The organism is Arthrobacter sp. StoSoilB13 (assembly GCF_019977255.1).
Lineage (GTDB): Bacteria > Actinomycetota > Actinomycetes > Actinomycetales > Micrococcaceae > Arthrobacter.
Genome location: NZ_AP024649.1, coordinates 280,920 through 298,617, shown reverse-complemented (window position 1 = coordinate 298,617; position 17,698 = coordinate 280,920). Strand labels below are relative to the sequence as shown.

At 62.4% G+C, this 17,698-nt stretch carries 17 protein-coding genes and 1 pseudogene; 12 read left to right on the top strand and 6 right to left on the bottom strand.

Features of this window, described 5'->3' with window-relative positions; all coding sequences use genetic code 11:
* Window positions 1-74: 74 nt before the first annotated feature.
* Window positions 75-831, bottom strand: a pseudogene (locus LDP01_RS19935) (ZIP family metal transporter).
* A gap of 108 nt (window positions 832-939) precedes the next feature.
* Between LDP01_RS19935 and LDP01_RS19930 the strand changes: the two are divergent.
* Window positions 940-1,833: an SGNH/GDSL hydrolase family protein gene (locus tag LDP01_RS19930; RefSeq protein ID WP_224094831.1), complete on the top strand. Its 894-nt coding sequence runs from the start codon at window positions 940-942 to the stop codon at window positions 1,831-1,833.
* A gap of 18 nt (window positions 1,834-1,851) precedes the next feature.
* Here LDP01_RS19930 and LDP01_RS19925 read toward each other — a convergent pair whose 3' ends face one another.
* Window positions 1,852-2,958, bottom strand: coding sequence for an EAL domain-containing protein (locus LDP01_RS19925; protein ID WP_224094829.1), 1,107 nt, complete (start codon window positions 2,956-2,958; stop codon window positions 1,852-1,854).
* Between the two features lie 171 nt (window positions 2,959-3,129).
* Between LDP01_RS19925 and LDP01_RS19920 the strand changes: the two genes are divergently transcribed.
* Both LDP01_RS19920 and LDP01_RS19915 read left to right on the top strand, forming a co-directional pair.
* Window positions 3,130-3,945, top strand: a complete 816-nt coding sequence (locus tag LDP01_RS19920; protein ID WP_224094828.1) for a CPBP family intramembrane glutamic endopeptidase — start codon at window positions 3,130-3,132, stop codon at window positions 3,943-3,945.
* 144 nt (window positions 3,946-4,089) lie between these two features.
* Window positions 4,090-5,340: an Nramp family divalent metal transporter gene (locus tag LDP01_RS19915; protein ID WP_224094827.1), complete on the top strand. Its 1,251-nt coding sequence runs from the start codon at window positions 4,090-4,092 to the stop codon at window positions 5,338-5,340.
* Between the two features lie 4 nt (window positions 5,341-5,344).
* Here LDP01_RS19915 and LDP01_RS19910 read toward each other — a convergent pair whose 3' ends face one another.
* Window positions 5,345-5,905 carry a MarR family winged helix-turn-helix transcriptional regulator gene (locus tag LDP01_RS19910; RefSeq protein ID WP_224094826.1) on the bottom strand — a complete coding sequence of 187 codons (561 nt, stop codon included), beginning with the start codon at window positions 5,903-5,905 and terminating at the stop codon, window positions 5,345-5,347.
* Between the two features lie 104 nt (window positions 5,906-6,009).
* Here LDP01_RS19910 and idi point away from each other — a divergent pair, with 104 nt between their 5' ends.
* The 6 genes from idi to LDP01_RS19880 are packed head-to-tail and all read left to right on the top strand — an operon-like array spanning window position 6,010 to window position 11,851.
* Window positions 6,010-6,558, top strand: coding sequence for an isopentenyl-diphosphate Delta-isomerase (gene idi, locus LDP01_RS19905; RefSeq protein WP_224094825.1), 549 nt, complete (start codon window positions 6,010-6,012; stop codon window positions 6,556-6,558).
* Window positions 6,555-7,685, top strand: a complete 1,131-nt coding sequence (locus LDP01_RS19900; protein WP_224094824.1) for a polyprenyl synthetase family protein — start codon at window positions 6,555-6,557, stop codon at window positions 7,683-7,685. Before idi ends, LDP01_RS19900 begins: the two co-directional genes overlap by 4 nt.
* Window positions 7,682-8,584, top strand: a complete 903-nt coding sequence (locus LDP01_RS19895) for a phytoene/squalene synthase family protein (protein ID WP_224094823.1) — start codon at window positions 7,682-7,684, stop codon at window positions 8,582-8,584. The genes LDP01_RS19900 and LDP01_RS19895 overlap by 4 nt, the downstream gene beginning before the upstream one ends.
* 14 nt (window positions 8,585-8,598) lie before the next feature.
* Window positions 8,599-10,266: a phytoene desaturase family protein gene (gene crtI / locus LDP01_RS19890; protein WP_224094822.1), complete on the top strand. Its 1,668-nt coding sequence runs from the start codon at window positions 8,599-8,601 to the stop codon at window positions 10,264-10,266.
* The gene (locus LDP01_RS19885; protein WP_224094821.1) at window positions 10,266-10,655 is read left to right on the top strand and encodes a lycopene cyclase domain-containing protein; all 390 of its coding nucleotides are present in this window, start codon (window positions 10,266-10,268) and stop codon (window positions 10,653-10,655) included. Before crtI ends, LDP01_RS19885 begins: the two co-directional genes overlap by 1 nt.
* The gene (locus tag LDP01_RS19880) at window positions 10,652-11,851 is read left to right on the top strand and encodes a prenyltransferase (protein WP_224094820.1); all 1,200 of its coding nucleotides are present in this window, start codon (window positions 10,652-10,654) and stop codon (window positions 11,849-11,851) included. Before LDP01_RS19885 ends, LDP01_RS19880 begins: the two co-directional genes overlap by 4 nt.
* Here the strand turns inward: LDP01_RS19880 and LDP01_RS19875 are convergent.
* A complete protein-coding gene (locus LDP01_RS19875) occupies window positions 11,846-12,388 on the bottom strand; it encodes a MarR family winged helix-turn-helix transcriptional regulator (protein WP_224094819.1) in 543 nt (180 codons plus the stop codon). The genes LDP01_RS19880 and LDP01_RS19875 overlap by 6 nt on opposite strands.
* Before the next feature lie 175 nt (window positions 12,389-12,563).
* Between LDP01_RS19875 and LDP01_RS19870 the strand changes: the two genes are divergently transcribed.
* Complete coding sequence (locus LDP01_RS19870) at window positions 12,564-14,078, top strand: HNH endonuclease (protein ID WP_224094818.1); 1,515 nt, start codon at window positions 12,564-12,566, stop codon at window positions 14,076-14,078.
* A 74-nt stretch (window positions 14,079-14,152) separates the two neighbouring features.
* Here the strand turns inward: LDP01_RS19870 and LDP01_RS19865 are convergent, their stop codons facing one another.
* Window positions 14,153-14,488 (bottom strand): hypothetical protein, encoded by a 336-nt coding sequence (locus tag LDP01_RS19865; protein ID WP_224094817.1) that lies wholly within the window; start codon window positions 14,486-14,488, stop codon window positions 14,153-14,155.
* A 186-nt stretch (window positions 14,489-14,674) separates the two neighbouring features.
* On the opposite strand from LDP01_RS19865, the gene LDP01_RS19860 reads away from it, so the two are divergent.
* The gene (locus LDP01_RS19860) at window positions 14,675-15,061 is read left to right on the top strand and encodes a hypothetical protein (protein WP_224094816.1); all 387 of its coding nucleotides are present in this window, start codon (window positions 14,675-14,677) and stop codon (window positions 15,059-15,061) included.
* Window positions 15,061-15,261, top strand: coding sequence for a YegP family protein (locus LDP01_RS19855; protein ID WP_224094814.1), 201 nt, complete (start codon window positions 15,061-15,063; stop codon window positions 15,259-15,261). Before LDP01_RS19860 ends, LDP01_RS19855 begins: the two co-directional genes overlap by 1 nt.
* A gap of 71 nt (window positions 15,262-15,332) precedes the next feature.
* On the opposite strand, the gene LDP01_RS19850 is transcribed toward LDP01_RS19855, so the two are convergent.
* Window positions 15,333-17,696, bottom strand: a complete 2,364-nt coding sequence (locus tag LDP01_RS19850) for a glycoside hydrolase family 65 protein (RefSeq protein ID WP_224094812.1) — start codon at window positions 17,694-17,696, stop codon at window positions 15,333-15,335.
* Window positions 17,697-17,698: the final 2 nt, after the last annotated feature.

The following is a 17,698-nucleotide window of genomic DNA, read 5'->3' as shown; positions in this document are numbered from 1 at the left end:
GGCGGTACGCGCCATAGGTGCGTCCCGCCGTCGTTCTTCTGCCTAGCGGCTTATCACCCGTCCGTGCCGCCCCCTCAACCTCCCGTGCGGTGGATGGTGAATGCGGTGAGGAAGCCTACAGCTGCAGTCAATCCGGTCAGGTTGTGGTGTTCCTCGAAGGCCTCAGGAATCATCGTGTCGGCAAGCATGGCCAGTATGCCGCCTGCGGCGATGGCGGTGATGAAGGCGATCAGGGGCCTCGGGTGCATTCTCCAGCGCCGTATATCCCAGCAGGGAGGCAAGCCCGCTGAAGACGGCTATCCCGGTCCACGTTCCAAAAACGTAGACCCGGCTGCGCCCCGCCTTCTTCATCCCCGCCGTGCTGGACAGCCCTTCAGGAACATTGGAAATGAAAACTGCGGCGAGCATGGCAGGGCTGACGGTGCCTGAAGCGAGAAGCCCAAGCCCGAGGACCACCGATTCGGGCACGCCATCGATGAGTGCGCCAACCGCAATGGCCGTGCCGCTGCCTGGCGAGTCCTTCTCGGAGGGCTGCCGTCCGCCGGAGCGCTTGCGGTGCTTGGCGCCTGCACGGTTCAGGAGAACGTTCGAACCGACAAAGATCACAGCCCCCGCAAGGAATCCTCCGATCGTCGGCAACAGGCCGCCGCCCTCCACCGCCTCATCGACGAGCTCGAAGGCGAGTGCCGAAATCAGCACGCCTGCGCCGAAGGCCATGATGGTTGATACAACCTTTGGCGGGACTTTCCATAGCCAGGCGATTCCGGATCCAAGGACCAACGCCCCTCCGGCAACAGTTCCCCACATCAGCGCCTGCAGCCACATCGGCATGATTTCTTGCCCTTCCACGCAACCCGCTCGAACCTGCATGGTAAGCACACTTACTACCGATCCGCACAACCCATGGCGTTGCGCCGCGGGAGAGCGCAATATGGGGGAATGAACGCGCCCAGCGCCGACGGTCGTGGCCGGAATGGAAGTCCGGCGCAGGGTGGTCCCGCCGGATTCGGGACCCGCCTGCACCCGTGGAGCCGCTACGTGGCGATGGGCGATTCCTTTACTGAAGGGGTAGGCGATCCGGAGCCCGGCAGCCCCGGCGGTCTGAGGGGCTGGGCAGACAGGGTCGCTGAAGAATTGAGCGCCGGCCACGAGGACTTCGCGTACGCCAACCTTGCAGTGCGCGGCCGGCTGCTCCACCAGATCCTGGAAGAGCAGGTGGACCCGGCCCTTGACCTGCAGCCGGATCTCATTACGCTCAACGCCGGTGGAAATGACCTGCTGTTCCACCGGAGCGATCCCGACAAACTCGCCCTCGAACTTGATTCCGGCGTGAAAGTCCTGGCGGACACAGGCGCAACAATCCTGCTGTTCGCGGGCCCCGACTGGGGTGCAACCCCAGTGCTCGGACATGCCCGTGGCAAAGTAGCCATCTTCAACGAAAACATGCGCATCATCGCCGCCCGCCATGACGCCGTGATCGCCGACCTCTGGGCGTTGCGCCAGCTCACCAACCCGCAAATGTGGGATCCGGACCGGCTGCATTTCTCACCGCTGGGCCAGCACACTATCGCCATGATGGTGCTGGATACCCTCAATGTCCCCCACACTTTGGAGCCGATGGTTCCCAAGGCCCTGCCTCCACGCACGTGGCGGGAGGCGAGGGCGGACGACATCGTGTGGGCGCGGGAACACCTGGTTCCCTGGGTTCTTCAACGTCTCACGCAAAGGCTGGCCGAGGACAACCGACACCCCAAGCGGCCGGATCCCGGGCCTGTTTTTGGCGCCGGGATGCCGCCGGGGACGTACGTGGGGACGGATCCGCACGAACAGTGATCGCGAACCCTGACGAAACTAGCCCGTCGGCTGGGCCTCAGCCTGCGCGCGGATGCTCCATGCCGACCAGTCCAGGGGGTGAACCGAGGGGCGTCCGAGCAAATATCCCTGGGCGGCAGTCACCTTTAAGGCCGTGACTTCCTTGAGTTCTGAGGGAGTTTCAATGCCCTCCGCAACCACCGCAGCTCCAACTTCCCGGGCAAGCTCGACCACTGCCCTGGCACGGATCCGTTGTCCTTCGCTGCCTTCGATACCTTCAATGAGATGGCGGTCGAGTTTGATGATGTCCGGGCTCAGCTCGCTCAAGAGGTCCATGGAAACGAAACCTGCCCCGGAAGCGCTGACAGCAACACGCAGGCCGAGCGAGCGCAACTGGCCGAGTCCGTCGTCGCGCGTTTGGCCTTCCAGGGGTTCCAGGCTGCCCGTTAGTTCCACGATGATCCGTTCCGGCGCCAGCGACGCAGCAGCAAGCAGGTTCCGTACCCTTGGGTCACGGGAGGTCGCCGGAGTGAGGTTCAAGGCAACATACATGTCATGGGGGACGTCCTTGGCTGCAGTCAGCGCGCAGTGGAGGGCTGCAATCTCCAATTCAGTCCCCAGGCCCGCTTCCGCGGCCTCGCGGAACCAGACATCCGCGCCCGCGCCATCCTCACCTACAAACCTGGTCAACGCTTCGACGCCCACCACATTTCCGTCAGGCAGTGCATGGACCGGCTGGAACGCCGTCAACAAAAGCTTGTCCGCCAGTATTGCCTGGATGTCTTCCCGAACCTCCTGGCTGACGGGAACGGTCACCGTGCGCGCCGCATCGGAGGACTCAAGGTGGACACTGGAAACTTCCCGTAGAAGCGGAACCGCCGGCTCCGGGGCCGGAACCTTCCGTGTTTCCAGCAGGTGCTCCAGCAAAGCGCCCTGGGGATCATCCGGACGAGCCTCCATGAGCTGGCGGAGCTTGTTCCTGGGCCCTTCACTCTTCGGATCGGAATCACCGAGGATGGCATCGATGATGTCCATCACCTGTTCGCGCATGGTCATGTCCCGGGCAGAGGTGGACGCCTCGACGTCCTCCGCTGATGGGTGGTCAGCACCGCCGCCCGGTGGAAAAGAGCCCGCTTCTTGAGCCATTGAATATTCCTTTATGAGTATCCCCCGCTGGCTAAGCCAGACATGACCTGAACCCGAAAAAGCATGGGCCCTGCCACGAATCTTACAGAGAAACTCCGCGTTCCAGTTAGGGGCCTGATGCAGTCCAGGAAAACCGTGTCGTGCGGCAGCCAGCACTGGGATGCTAGAGGTGTGATGTCGATTTCCACGGAATCCCGGACCGCGCTCACCTGGAAGCTTTTGCCAGCGGGGCTGCTATCCCTGTCCGGGCTTCCACTTTTCGCCCTGGGCAATGACTTTCTCGGTTACGCACTCGTGGCGGCCAGCATTGTCACCGCTGTGTTCATCGACCACGGCCTGATGCGGCACCTGGCAGTGGTAGCAGGCGGAATGGTCATCATCAGCCTGGTACCCCTGAACGCGGATCTCAGCATCGGACACATGGCACTCATGGGTGGCGCCCTTGCTTTGGCCGTGCTGGTTCCGTGGCTTGTATCCCGTTACGTGTACAACGAAAAGATCATCAAATTTCCGGTCAACACAGGCCGTCCATGGCCGCTCGCCGCGAAGCTTTACCTGGTAGGCGTCGTAGCCCTTGGATACTTCATTCTCCCGGCCTACCTCATTCGGACGGGCGTCTACCACAATTGGCCGGACGCGTCCGATCCCACCATCTTCTGGCGCCTCTTCCTCGGAGTGAACTCCGTGGGCATTTGGGACGAACTGTTCTTCATCTGCACCACGTTCACGCTGTTGCGCCAACACTTCCCCGACTGGCTGGCCAACCTCCTGCAAGCCGTGATCTTCTCGTCCTTCCTGTGGGAGATCGGTTACCAGGCGTGGGGTCCCCTCCTTACCTTCCCGTTCGCGCTGCTGCAGGGCTATACGTTCAAGCTGACGAAGTCCTTCACTTACGTGGTGTCAGTTCATCTGCTCTTCGATTTCGTCCTGTTCCTGGCGCTGGTCCATGCGCACAACCGCGACTGGTTGCCCATCTTCCTGTACTGACCCCGGAAACTTCCTGTGCTGAGGCCTAGGTACTGAGGCCTCCGTACTGATGCCTCCGAGGCGGTGCGCCTAAAGAACACTTTTCGGCATGCCTAACTTTCGGTTATCCTCAGAACAGATCTCCGCGAAGACGAGGATAAGACATTGGCCGTCCCCACCCTGCAAAGACGACCCGCACCAGCAAAGCTATGGTCGCGGCTACTCCTGCTTGGCCCTGCTTTCGTGGCGGCGATCGCGTACGTCGATCCCGGCAATGTGGCCGCAAACCTGACGGCCGGAGCCAATTACGGATATTTACTGGTGTGGGTGCTGGTTGCAGCCAACGCCATGGCAGTCCTTGTGCAGTACCAATCAGCGAAGCTTGGCCTGGCTACCGGCCTGAGCCTTCCGGAGATTCTCGGCAAGCGGCTTGGCACCAGGCGCCGGCGTCTTTACTGGGCGCAGGCCGAGATCGTAGCCGGCGCCACGGACATGGCCGAGGTGATTGGCGGTGCGGTTGCGCTCAATCTCTTGTTCGGGCTACCCCTGCTGGCTGGCGGCATCATCGTTGGCCTCGCATCAATGATGCTCTTGGCGCTGCAGTCCCGCCGCGGCCAGCGCTCCTTCGAGTACGCGATCCTGGTATTGCTGGGAATCATTGCCGTCGGGTTTGTATCCGGCCTGTTCGTCAACCCTCCGGACGCCGGAGGCGCACTGGGCGGTTTGCTCCCCCGCTTTGAGGGCACCGATACAGTCCTGTTGGCAGCAAGCATGCTCGGTGCCACAGTGATGCCGCATGCAATCTACCTGCACTCGGCCTTGGCCCGGGATCGGCACGGCTTTTCTGAAAACCCGGCGGTGCGGACGCGGCTGATCCGCGCAACCCGCGTTGACGTTGTGGGCGCCCTTTTGCTTGCCGGTGTGGTGAACATTTCGATGCTCCTGCTGGCCGCCTCCAGCCTCCGGGGCATTGAGGGAACAGACACGATTGCCGGTGCCCATGCGGCCGTGACGTCGGCACTTGGTCCGGCTATCGGCGTCGTGTTCGCAATCGGCTTGTTGGCCTCCGGCCTCGCATCGACATCGGTAGGCTGCTATGCCGGTGCAACCATCATGGGCGGCCTGCTAAAAGTACGCATCCCCTTGCTGACCCGCCGCGTGATCACCCTCATTCCGGCATTGATCGTTCTGGGAGCAGGCGTTGAGCCCACCCTGGCCCTGGTGCTGAGCCAGGTCCTGCTGAGCTTTGGTATTCCTTTCGCGCTGATCCCGCTCATAAGACTCACCGGCAAGCGGGAAGTCATGGGCATCCATGCGGACTCCAAGCCATTGAAGATAGCAGGCTGGACGAGTGCAACTTTGATCGTCGGGCTGAACATAGTGCTCATTACACTGACTATCACCGGCCATTCCTAAAGCACTAAACCGCACCGTCCCCCACAGAAAGCTCCCTGGCCATGTCATCCAGGAAGCGCATCACGGTTTCACGCTCCTCTGGAGTCAGGCGGGCGGCGGCCAGAAAACGCCGGGCTTGCTGGCGCCCTACGGTCCGCATGGCCGTCTCGTGCGTTTCAGGGGTGATCGCGATCGCAAGGGCCCGCCTGTCCGTGGGGTGCGCTTGTCTTGCGATGTGCCCCGCGCGTTCCAGCCGGTCAAGAAGTTTGGTGGTGGACGCCGTCGAAATGCCCAGATGTGCAGCAATGGCGCCCGGGGTGGCAATGACTCCACTATTGGCGCTAACGATCAGATAGTGCAGGGCCCGCATATCCGAGTGGTTGACCTTCATGATTTTCAGCGAGGTTTCGGAGAGCCGCTGTTCGGCCTCACGCAACCTTTCAAGCGAGGCCATGAGTTGGCTGATCTGCCGGACATCGTCACGGGATAGCCCCTCACGGTCTACCAGTTCACGCCCGGGATCGTTGACGTCCATGTCGTACATGCCGGTGGAAACCGAGGCTTCGATTTCATCCGGTCTGTTCATTCTGAGTATGTTACACCTAACTGCATACATGGTAGCCTTCTAGCTAGCTTGTCTAGCAATAATGGAGTGATCTCCACGTTCGAGGGGCCGGAGGAAGGCAAAGAATGAACGCGACAGAAATGGTCGTCCTTCTCGACGACGCCGGCAGGCCCATCGGCGAAACCTCCAAAGCAGCAGTCCACACCCAGCAAACTCCACTGCATCTTGCCTTTTCCTGCTACTTGCTCAATGACCTCGGCGAGCTCCTCCTCACACGCCGCTCCCCCGAGAAGACGACGTGGCCAGGGGTGTGGACCAACAGCTTTTGCGGGCATCCGGCTCCCGGCGAGGACCCCGAGGACGCTGTTCTCCGTCGCGCGCACTATGAACTGGGAGTGGACGTGCGGCGGATCGAGTTGATTCTCCCTGACTTCCGTTACCGCGCCGTGGACCCCTCGGGCATCGTCGAGAATGAGCTTTGCCCTGTCTACGTGGCCCGGGTCCTGGGAACGCTCCGGCCAAATCCGCTGGAAGTGTCTGACTACGCCTGGATGTCGCCGGGACTCCTTGCAGAAGCCTTGGACAGGACTCCTGCTGCCTTCAGCCCATGGCTGGCACTGCAATTTCCCCGGCTCGTCGAGGCCCAGGCCCTGGCGCTCGGAGCACAAGCATGACTGTCACGTCCAGTGCCACGCGCATCAAGACTGACCGCAGCAGAACCGATCTCTGCTCCGCCATCGAGGACGAACTGGGTGGACTTATGTCCGGCAGAGCCCTTGCAGCGGCCCCCTACGGTCCCCGTTTTGCCCGGCTTTGGGCCATTGCCGGCGAGAACGTGCTCGGCGGGAAATTCGTCCGCCCGCTGCTCCTCATGGAAATGTACGACGCCCTGCAAGAGCCCCGGATGCGCCCCGATCATCATCCAGACCGGCAGACCGCCATCAGCATCGCGGCCGCCGTCGAGCTCCTTCATTACGCCTTCCTCCTGCATGATGACGTGATCGACGGCGACCTCGTCCGCCGCGGCAGGCCAAACCTGATCGGGTCCCTCCTGACGGAAGCCGGACTCCCCCACGCCGATAGCCAGCCCGGAGAACTGGCAATACTCCATTGGGCCCGCACGGGCGGAATCCTGATGGGCGATCTGTTGCTGGCCGCCACCCATCAGGCCTTCGCAAGGGCGAACCTGCCCCACCCTCTGCGTCTCCGGCTCCTCGATCTTCTTGAACACACGATCAACGAGACAGTGGCCGGAGAGCAACTAGATGTTGGCCTGGGCGACGGCGTCATCGCCCCCGAACTCGAGACAATCCTCCTGATGTGCGGCTACAAGACCGCCACCTACACCTTCGAACTTCCGCTTCGCGCGGCCGCCGCCCTGGCTGGTGCTGAACCTTCCATGGAATCGGTCCTCGCCACGGCGGGCCGCCATCTTGGTCTGGCTTTCCAACTCCAGGACGACTTCCTGTCCACCTTCGGGGATCCCCGCCAGCACGGCAAGGATCCCTTTTCCGATCTACGTGAAGGCAAACAAACAGCCATCATTGCTTATGCGCGAATGACCAGCGCCTGGCCGGCGATTGAGCCTTGGTTTGGCCGGTCCGAACTCAGCGGCCCGCAGGCGGAACACGTACGGCGGCAGCTCAGCGACTGCGGGGCCGAGGCCTTCGTCCAAGGCCTGATCCAGGAGCAACTGGCAGATTTCCACGAAATCCTAAGGCGTCACGCAGCAAACATTCCGGAAGCCGCACGCAATGTCTTGATCGATCTCGCCGCACAACTGGAAGGACGCCAATCATGAGCATCGATATCGAGACGTCCTTCACGCATTTCACGCGGACGGCCGAACGCGCCGCAAACCAGGTCATTGCTGCCTACTCCACCTCATTCGGGCTCGCAACCCGGATCCTTGGACCCCGCCACCGGCAGCATGTTCGCAACATCTACGCTTTGGTGCGTGTGGCCGATGAACTCGTTGACGGCGTCACTGCCGAAGCCGGCCTGAGCCACCAACAGCAAAACGACGCCTTGGACCACTTCATCGATGAAACCCATAGGGCGCTCCGGATCGGCTACAGCAGCGATCTCATCATCCACGCCTTCGCCCAGACGGCACGGGCTGCGGGGATAGATGAGTCCCTGATTGACCCCTTTTTCGCCTCAATGCGCACGGACCTCGGCGAGCGCACGCCAACGCGCGCCGTTCCTCTCCGCTTTGATGCCGGGGCTCATCAGGGGTACGTGTACGGTTCCGCCGAGGTGGTTGGGCTGATGTGCCTTCGCGTCTTCATGCGCGGGGAGAACATCAACGACGGCGATGCCGCGGCTTTGCGGTATGGCGCCAGCAGGTTGGGCGCTGCTTTCCAGAACATCAACTTCCTGCGCGACCTCTCCGATGACACGGCCCGGCTGGGCCGCAACTATCTGGGTGTGGCAGACCACCTTGAGGACCGGGATCGTCTGGAATGGGTGAAGACGATCCGCGCCCAATTGGACGATGCCAACGCCGTCATTCCCCTTCTTCCGCATGACGCCCGGGCCGCAGTCAGAAGTGCGCTGGCGTTGTTTGCTGCCCTGACGCGCCGCATAGAACAGACAAACATTGACGAGCTCTACCGGTCCCGCGTGCGTGTCCCTGACGTTTTCAAGGCAGGACTCGCGGCCAGGGCAGTCGCAGCAACCTGGCTGGAGCCCCGATGATGATGCGGCCGCGAATGACCCGGACAGTCGTGATCGGTGGTGGCATTGCTGGGCTTGCCACCGCCGCCCTCCTGGCGCGGGAAGGGCATGAGGTGCAACTTCTGGAGCGGCTCGACCACGTGGGAGGGCGAGCCGGAACGTTGGAGCGGAACGGTTTTCGCTTCGACACCGGACCGTCGTGGTACTTAATGCCTGGCGTCTTTGACCACTTTTTCGGCCTGCTGGGAACCAGCACAGCGGAACAGCTCGATCTTCAAACACTCAATCCCGCCTACCGTGTGTTCACTGAACCAAAGCACGACAACGGGCGGCAGGATCCGCTCACTATCCCACTGGGCAGTGAACAAGTCATGCGGACGTTCGAGCGGGTTGAACCAGGGAGCGCACAGCGCCTCGCAACCTATCTGGCTTCGGCAAAGCACACCTCCGACATGGCTGAACGCTTCTTCCTCTATAACCCCTTCACCAAGCTGCAATCACTCCTGCAGCCCGAGATCCTGCGCGCCCTGCCGGAGCTGGCCCGCCTCCTGCTCACTCCGCTGGAAAAGTTTGTCTCCCAGCGTTTTCACCACCCTGTGCTGCGTCAGGTCCTGGGTTACCCGGCCGTCTTCCTGGGCACCAATCCTGCTGAGGCGCCGGCCATGTACCACTTGATGAGCGCACTGGATCTTGGCGACGGCGTCCAGTACCCCATGGGGGGCTTCACACAGCTCGTGGAGCGTCTCGAAGCGTTGGCACGTGAAGCTGGCGTACGCATCCAGACCGGCGCGGAGGTCGTCCAGATCACCACCCGCGAAGCAGCCCGGGCCGGAGGCAAGGGGCATCTGGGCGGCTTGGGCCGCCGTCGTCGATTGCCTGGAACCACCAAACGCGAGGTGACCGGCGTCCGCTGGCGGGAGAAGCACGGCAGTGAGCATTTCAGCGTTGCCGACATCGTGGTTTCCGGTGCGGATCTGCACCATACGGAAACTGCCCTGTTGGCCGCTGAGGACCAGAGTTATCCGGCCACGTGGTGGCAGCGCCGAACCAGCGGCCCTGGTGCCGTGCTGGTGATGCTCGGTGTGAAGGGGCGGTTGCCCGGACTCCCGCACCACTCCTTGTTCTTCACCAGGGACTGGCAAGCGAACTTCCAGTCGATCTTCGGCAATCAGCCCAGCATCCCGGATCCCGCTTCCATCTATGTTTGCAAACCCAGCGCCACAGACCCAGGCGTTGCCCCGCCGGAGCACGAGAACCTCTTTGTGCTGATCCCCATACCCGCGGACCCCGGGATCGGATCAGGCGGGCCGGACGGCGCGGGCGACTCCCTCATCGAGAGGACTGCCGACGCCGCCGTCGACCAGATCGCGGAATGGGCCAACATTCCTGATCTCCGAGAACGGATCGTGGTCCGGCAGACCATCGGACCCGGAGATTTCTCCCGCGACTACAACTCCTGGCGCGGGGGCATGCTCGGCCCGGCACACACCCTGGGACAGAGCGCGATGTTCCGTGCCCAGAATGCTTCCAAGCGGGTGACGGGACTGTTCTATGCCGGTGCCACCACCGCACCAGGCGTAGGCGTGCCCATGTGCCTCATCAGTGCGGAACTGGTTCTGAAAAGGATTCGCGGTGACAACAGCCCCGGGCCCACCGTTATCGACCCCAGCCGCATGAAGCGTACCGCCGGCAGGTTGCCCTGATGGGAATGGTCTATCTTGCTGTGCTGCTGATCGGCACTATGTGCATGCTGCTGCTGGACCACCGGTTCCGACTGTTCTTCTGGCGCGACGCCAGAGCTGCGGCGATCGTGACCGCCGTCGGGGTTTTGTTCCTGCTCGGCTGGGACCTGGCCGGAATCGGTTTGGGAATCTTCCTGCGGGGTGAGGGCGCAATCGCAACCGGGGTGATGCTCGGACCGCAATTGCCCCTTGAAGAGCCTGTCTTCCTGCTGTTCCTGGTGCTGTGCACGATGGTGCTTTATACAGGAGCGCGGAAGATGCTTGCCCACTCCATGCTGCCTCGTGAGGGCGACCGGCGGCTTGAGGATCAGCGGCTTGAGGATCGGCGACTTGAGAAGAAGAACCTATGACTTACCTATGGCTCTCACTCGTGTTCGTTGCGGCAGCGGCCGTTGTGGGCGTGGTTTGTGTCCGGAAGGGCGCCAACTCCAGCGAAGCCAGGCAGCATTGGAAGGCGACTGGCCTTGCCTTCGGGGCCCTGGCGGTGCTGACGGCTGTATTCGACTCCGTGATGATCGGGATGGAGCTCTTCCACTACGACGCCTCACACATTCTGGGCCTGAAGATCGGGCTGGCGCCGGTAGAGGACTTCGCCTACCCCTTGGCGGGCGTGCTGGTTCTTCCCGGGCTCTGGGTTTGGTTGACGCGGGGGCGGGAGGCGGCACCGCGCAGAAACCTCAAAGGTCTCATCCCCCAAGCCCTGCTCGCGTCACGCCCCATTAGTTGGATCAACACGGCATATCCGTTCGCTGCAGCGATGTTCCTGACCACCCGAGAGGTCAACTGGGTACTGGTGGTCGGCACGCTGTATTTCCTCATCCCCTACAATCTGGCGATGTACGGGATCAACGATGTGTTCGACTACGCCTCGGACCTGCAAAACCCTCGAAAAGGCGGCATTGAAGGCGCCCTGCTTCAACCGAGGTTGCACCGGCCAATGCTATGGCTCGCCGCCATCACCAATGTGCCATTCCTTGTGGTGCTGGCGGTTGCGGGTGGCCCCGCTACTTGGCTGGGCATCGCTGTGAGCGCCTTCGCCGTGGTCGCCTATTCCGTGGCGGGACTACGATTCAAGGAACGTCCTGTCCTGGACTCACTGACGTCGAGTACTCACTTCGTGAGTCCCGCCGTCGTGGCTCTGACGTTGGCTGGTGCCGAGATGACGCCGGGACTGATGATCCTGCTCGCCGCATTCTTCTTGTGGGGCATGGCGGCTCACGCGTTTGGAGCCGTCCAGGACATCGAACCGGACCGGCAGGCAAATATCGCTTCCATAGCGACAGTCTTCGGTGCCCGGCGAACGGTGCGGCTCGCCGTCGTACTCTGGCTTGTTGCGGGTCTCGCCATGCTCGCCACCCCGTGGCCCGCGCCGCTCGCAGCGGCAATCGCCGTCCCATATATCGCCAATTGCGCTCCCTGGTGGAACGTCACGGATACGACGGCGGCACGCACCAACACTGCATGGCGCCGTTTCATCTGGCTCAACTACGGATCGGGTTTCCTGGTCACGCTGATACTGATCCTGCAGTGGAACCTGACGTCATGAAGAGTTGGATTCCGGGCCCTGGGGTTGTTCATCAGTTGGGTCTTCGTCGATCATGTCCACGGCCTGGCGCATGTGCTCAAGAAAGTCCATCACCACGCGTGCTTCTTCCGGGCTCAGCGCGCTTGCGACGTCCAAAATCCGGCGATGCATTCCGCCCAGTGTGTGCCTGACTTCCTGGTCCGAACCTGCTGTAGGCCGCAGAATCAAGGCCCGACGATCCGACGGATGCGGTTCCCGCCGGATGTGTCCGGATTCCACCAAACGATCGATCAGGGTGGTCATTGACGCGGACGTTATGCCCAAGCGATCGCCCAGGTCCTTGGGTTTCATCACCTTGCCCGCCGCTTCCGCTTCGAAAAGGTACCGCAAGGCCAAGAGGTCCTTTTCACCCATGCCCATGGCCGAACGGGTCCGCCTACGCATGGCCTGTTCCGAGACACGATAATCCCGGAGGGCATTCAGGACATCAACGGCAAGGGCTTTCTGCCCGGGGTCCTTGCCATACCAATAGCCCTTAGCGTGGCCGTTTGCGTCCATCCCATGATCCTTCGATAAGCGTGAAGCTTGTTTCCCTAGCATCTGATCCTAATTCACTGCGCTGAGTGAACACAGGGAGGCACGATTCGGACGATCCTGAACAAGATTTCGAGGGTTTTCCACATAGGCATGTTGGCAGGTCCCTAACGAAAAGCAGTGGTGCCAAAGTATGGGTATGGAGCGGAACGGAGAGAGCCAAACAGCTACGGCGGTTTCCGCCGTGCCTGTTTCATTGCCTGTGCCTGGTGGCTCTGGGGTTCAGGAGCTGCTGGCCGTGCTGGGCTCTTTCCGGGTCAGCGCGGACAGCAACGAGTTGATCGATCAGATTCGCGGACTGGAAGACGCGAAATCAGCGATCGCGGCGTTGCAGGCGCGGACAGCGGTCGCGTTTGACCTGGCCCAGCGCCGCGAACAGACCGCCACCGGCGACCCCTCCCCGGACCTCGGCCAGGGCGTCGGCGCGCAGATCGCCCTCGCCCGGCGGGAATCACCCAACCGCGGTTCCCGCCTCCTCGGACTCGCCAAAGCCCTCGTGTCCGAGATGCCCCGCACCATGGCCGCCCTGGAAACCGGACAACTGAACGAATGGCGGGCCACCCTGCTCGTGAAGGAAACAGCCTGCCTCTCCATCGAAGACCGCGCCGCCGTAGATCAGGAACTCGCCCCCGACACCGGAACCTTCAACGGCGCCGGCGACAAGACCATCACCGCCCTCGCACGAGCCGCCGCCTACCGCCGCGACCCACGCACCGTCACCCAACGCGCGGCCCGGGCAGCGTCCGAACGACACGTCAGCCTCCGCCCAGCCCCGGACACCATGACCATCCTCACCGCCCTGCTCCCGGCAGCCCAAGGCGTCGCCGCCTACACCGCCCTCACCCGGGCCGCCGACTCGGCACGCGCCGGCGGAGACACCCGCACCCGCGGACAAGTCATGGCCGACACCCTCGTCCAACGCCTCACCGGCACCCCCGGCGGCATCAGCGCCATCAATATCCAGCTCGTCATGACCGACCGCACCCTCTTCCAAGCCGACACCGAACCAGCACGGCTCCAAGGCTACGGAACCATCCCCGCCGGGTGGGCCAGAACCCTCCTCACCGGAGCACAATCCGAGGTGAGCCCGGAGTCCACGGAAGATAAGGCATTCAACGTCTACCTCCGCCGGCTCTACACAGCCCCCGCCAGCGGCGAACTACTGGCCATGGACTCCAAAACCCGGCTCTTCCCACCCGGGATGAGACGCTTCATCCAAACCCGGGACGACACCTGCCGCACACCCTACTGCGACGCGCCAATCCGCCACATCGACCACATCATCCCCTGGCACAACGGCGGACCCACCAGCCTGGAAAACGGCGCCGGGCTCTGCGAAGCCTGCAACCACACCAAAGAAAACCCCGGCCGCAACGCAAAAACAATCCCCGGCAGCCGACATCACCTCGAAATCAGCACCCCCACCGGCCACACCTACCAATCCAAAGCCCCACCACTGCCAGGCCACACGCGCTTTCCGGCAATTTCACCAGCACCGCCTTCACCGGCACCTACTTCACCGGCGCCTCCTTTACCCGTGCCGGCAGAGGCGCCCGAAACAGCGTCATGGTCACCAGCTTCGCCAGCCTCCCACTTCTCCATGGCTGGGATGCGGCTGGAAAACGACGTGCTGCACCGCACCAGTTGGAACTGACACCGGAGCGGATGCCGGTACGAGGACCATGTCGAACCAGGGCTATGAAGAACCAGGACCATGTCGAACAGGGGCTATGCCGAACAAGCTTCCTTCAATGCCTGGACCGACTCAGTCGGGACGTCGTCGCCAGCCTCAGCAATCTGGTTTAGCGGAGTCGTGATTTCAGCCGGAACACCGGCGGTGCGGGCAGCAGTGACCAGCCCACTGAGTACCTGCTTGTCCTCAACACTCACCAAACCGTCCTGGACCACAGCACAAATTTGTTTGTTGACTTCCTCGGCAGCAGCAGTGGCTACCTTCGAGGCTGCATCGCTGGCAGCATTCCCGGCGGCTTCCTGCACGGAGCCGCAGCCGGCGAGGAGGAGGAAGAGGGGCACGGCGGACAATGTTGCAAGGCGGCGATTCATGCGTTCCAGCCTAACAATCCCAACCGGAGTGCAGGCTGGGGATGGCCAGCCTGCCCGCACCAACGCCCGAACCCATCCTGCCTCTGTTGCAGATCACGTAATGATTGACATGACATAACTCACATTCTGTAAGCTTGATTGAAAGTCACGCAGCCGGCTTCCCTCGCACTATTTCGGGAGGTCCGCATGGCCCCCAATTCCCTCAAATCCGAGATTCTCCTCGCACATGGAGTCGCGCCTTCCGCGGCTGCTGTCGCTCGACGAAGGGCAGCTGGACACCATGTCGCGCCCAACAAACCCGACGCCCTCCTCGGGGCGATAGCCGTACGGCAACTGTTCCACCGTTGGCCTTTGGTTCCATCCCGCGAGCTTGAACGCATCCGCCACGTCCTCATCCATTGCGATCAGCTGGGCTCGGCCGATACCCATCATTTGTCCGAGCCGGCCCAAGCGCTTCTGGAGCTCATCAACAACGAGTTGGATCGGCGTCGCGCATTTGGTCATCAGCAAGGGGCCAACACGCAGGGGGCCGAAACAGATACGGCAGAGGCAATGCAGCCGGGTGCCGCTTAATGGCGGGGCATTTCGAAGTCGTTGACGCCATTGGCGGCGACTGCAGGGTACGCCTCGTCGATGATGACGGGATCGAACTCGCGCTAACCGTCACTTATAGGGACAAAGGCGCAGCAGCCAAAGCTATTTACACGCTGAGGGAAATCGCAGCGAGTGGCCTCATCGAGGACCACACATCGACGTTTCCCTCGCCTCACTGAGTCGCATTAGCGGTTGCTCCCACGGGGGAACAACCGCTAATACTGCAACCGACCCAAAGAGCCGTGCCGGCCTATGCCCGAACGATTGGCAGTCCTGTCGTCGGGAAGACGCTGGGAAAGATCGACGGCGGCGGGACGGGTACAGTCTCCAGCGGCACCGTGATGGTGTCCGCGCTGACTGTGACGTCGTGATCCCGAACCCGAATCGGCAGTGGTTCATCGCTGTAGCCTGAGCCGGTAACGAGCGCCAGCGCGATGGATCCCTGAATGAGTTCAACAGACAGCAAGCGACCACGCACCTTGAGCCGGAAGGAGAGGCCGTCCCACTCCACTGGCAGCCGCGGATCGAAGCGCAGTACCTCGCCCTGGTCACGCATTCCGGCGAAACCGCAGACCAGTGAGCTCCAAATTCCGCCGGTGGACGCGATGTGGACGCCATCGATCGTGTTGCCGTGTGAGTTGTCCAGGTCAATGAACAAGGCTTCGGTGAAATGCTTCAGTGCGACGTCGCCATACCCAACTTCGGCAGCCATGATGCCCTGCACGCAGGCGGACAGGGTGGAGTCGCCGGTGGTGATGGGATCGTAGAAGTCGAAGGCACGCTGCTTTTCCTCGGCTGAGAAGTCCTGCCACTGGAGGAACATGGCTAGAACGGTATCGGCCTGCTTAAGGACCTGGTGCCGGTAGATCACCAACGGGTGGAAGTTCAGCAGGAGAGGGTACTTGGACTTGGGCGTATTCCAATCCCATGGCTCCAAAGTCATGAAGTCGTTGTCCTGGCTGAAGACCTCCAAGTGGGGATCATAAGGGAGGGACATGCGCTCGGCAGCTTGGCGCCACACCAAGCGTTCCGTGTCAGCGATGCCCTCGTGTTCCAAGGCAGCCGCAGCACGGAGGTTAAACCGTGCCATGACGTTGGTGTAGAGGTTGTCGTTGACCACGGCGGTGTATTCATCGGGCCCGGTGACGCCGTGGATGTGGAAGAGGCCATCCTTTCCGAAGAAGCCCAGGGAGACCCACATGCGCGCCGTCTCAATGAGCAGGTCGGCACCGATGTCGGCGCGGAAGCTGGCGTCGCCGCTGGCCCACTCGTAGCGGTTGGCGGCAAACGCGATGGCCGCTGCGATGTGGAATTGTGCTGTTCCGGCGGCGTAGTAGGCACTCGCTTCCAGGCCATTGATGGTTCGCCACGGGAACAGGGCGCCGTCCACACTGAGTTCCTTGGCGCGGACACGCGCGTCCGGAAGCATGGCGTGCCGTGATTCGAGCACTTTCCGTGCACCGTCGGGATTGGTGTACGTCAGATAAGGGAGCAGGTAGACCTCTTGGTCCCAGAAGTAGTGGCCCTCGTAGCCGGAGCCACTTACGCCCTTCGCAGGAATGCCGGCGACCCCGGCGCGGGCTGTTGCCTGCGCCAGCTGAAAGAGGGCCCACCGCACGGCCTGCTGGAGTTCGGGCTGGCCGCCGATTGCCACGTCCGCGGTTGTCCAGTACTGGCTGTAGTGGGCCTGGCTCTGCGCGAGGATTTCGGAGAACGGCACCAGGTTTGCCTCGGCGTCCGCCGTCAGGCTCTCGCCGCCGTCGTCATCGTCCGTCAGGGTGCGCCCGGCCACGACGTAGCTGACCGTTTTCTCCAGGCGGAACGCTTCACCGCTGTTGATGGCCAGGACGTAGCGGACGGACGATTCGTCCTCGGCCACGACAGTCTCGAAGGGCTGGCCTTCCGCGGAGATCCAGTGGTCCACGGCCATCGCGATGCGCTGGCGGGATTCGGAGGTCTCCCATGCCAGGCGCAGGGAGCCATCGGCGCCCTGGAGGTGCAGCGGCAACAGGACACGGCCGGCGTGCCGGCCGGATCGCCTGGGGTCATGGACCGAGTGGTCCTCCACAGGCTGGTCCTGGCGGTTCACGACGCCGGAAACGATGTCCGCGGACACGTCGCGGTCAGCGCTCACGGTCAGTTCCAGGCCAAGACATCCGCGCGAATCGAACCCGACAGCGCGGCGCTCCACCGTGGTGACCGTAGCCCCGGAGCGGCAAGCCCAGGTGGTGGTTTCCTCATAGACGCCTGTGGAGAAGTCCACATTTCGGTGATAGTCCAGCACCGTGGATTCGGCCAGGCTCAGGGCCTCGCCATCGATTGATACCGTGAAATTGTTGGCGTCCGGGACGTACACAATCCGCTGGCCCGTACGCGCAAAGCCGTACGCATTCTCGGCGTGCTTGATGTCCCAGATTTCGTGGAAGCCGTTGATGAACGTGCCGGGAAGTTCGCCGTCGCCACGCGTGGAATGGGCGCCACGGACGCCAAGGTGGCCGTTGCCAAGGGCGAACAGCGTTTCCAGGGTTCCCTCGTCACCGGGGACGTGGATACTTTCCACGAGCTTCCAAGGCTCGCAGGGAAAGCGCAGCCGATCAGAGCTGATGAATGCCATGG

Coding starts and splice junctions, on each gene's coding strand:
- LDP01_RS19930 (WP_224094831.1), top strand. CDS start 940: ATGAACGCGCCCAGCGCCGACGGTCGTGGCCGGAATGGAAGTCCGGCG.
- LDP01_RS19925 (WP_224094829.1), bottom strand. CDS start 2,958: ATGGCTCAAGAAGCGGGCTCTTTTCCACCGGGCGGCGGTGCTGACCAC.
- LDP01_RS19910 (WP_224094826.1), bottom strand. CDS start 5,905: ATGAACAGACCGGATGAAATCGAAGCCTCGGTTTCCACCGGCATGTAC.
- idi (WP_224094825.1), top strand. CDS start 6,010: ATGAACGCGACAGAAATGGTCGTCCTTCTCGACGACGCCGGCAGGCCC.
- LDP01_RS19900 (WP_224094824.1), top strand. CDS start 6,555: ATGACTGTCACGTCCAGTGCCACGCGCATCAAGACTGACCGCAGCAGA.
- LDP01_RS19895 (WP_224094823.1), top strand. CDS start 7,682: ATGAGCATCGATATCGAGACGTCCTTCACGCATTTCACGCGGACGGCC.
- crtI (WP_224094822.1), top strand. CDS start 8,599: ATGACCCGGACAGTCGTGATCGGTGGTGGCATTGCTGGGCTTGCCACC.
- LDP01_RS19885 (WP_224094821.1), top strand. CDS start 10,266: ATGGGAATGGTCTATCTTGCTGTGCTGCTGATCGGCACTATGTGCATG.
- LDP01_RS19880 (WP_224094820.1), top strand. CDS start 10,652: ATGACTTACCTATGGCTCTCACTCGTGTTCGTTGCGGCAGCGGCCGTT.
- LDP01_RS19875 (WP_224094819.1), bottom strand. CDS start 12,388: ATGGACGCAAACGGCCACGCTAAGGGCTATTGGTATGGCAAGGACCCC.
- LDP01_RS19870 (WP_224094818.1), top strand. CDS start 12,564: ATGGAGCGGAACGGAGAGAGCCAAACAGCTACGGCGGTTTCCGCCGTG.
- LDP01_RS19865 (WP_224094817.1), bottom strand. CDS start 14,488: ATGAATCGCCGCCTTGCAACATTGTCCGCCGTGCCCCTCTTCCTCCTC.
- LDP01_RS19860 (WP_224094816.1), top strand. CDS start 14,675: ATGGCCCCCAATTCCCTCAAATCCGAGATTCTCCTCGCACATGGAGTC.
- LDP01_RS19855 (WP_224094814.1), top strand. CDS start 15,061: ATGGCGGGGCATTTCGAAGTCGTTGACGCCATTGGCGGCGACTGCAGG.
- LDP01_RS19850 (WP_224094812.1), bottom strand. CDS start 17,696: ATGGCATTCATCAGCTCTGATCGGCTGCGCTTTCCCTGCGAGCCTTGG.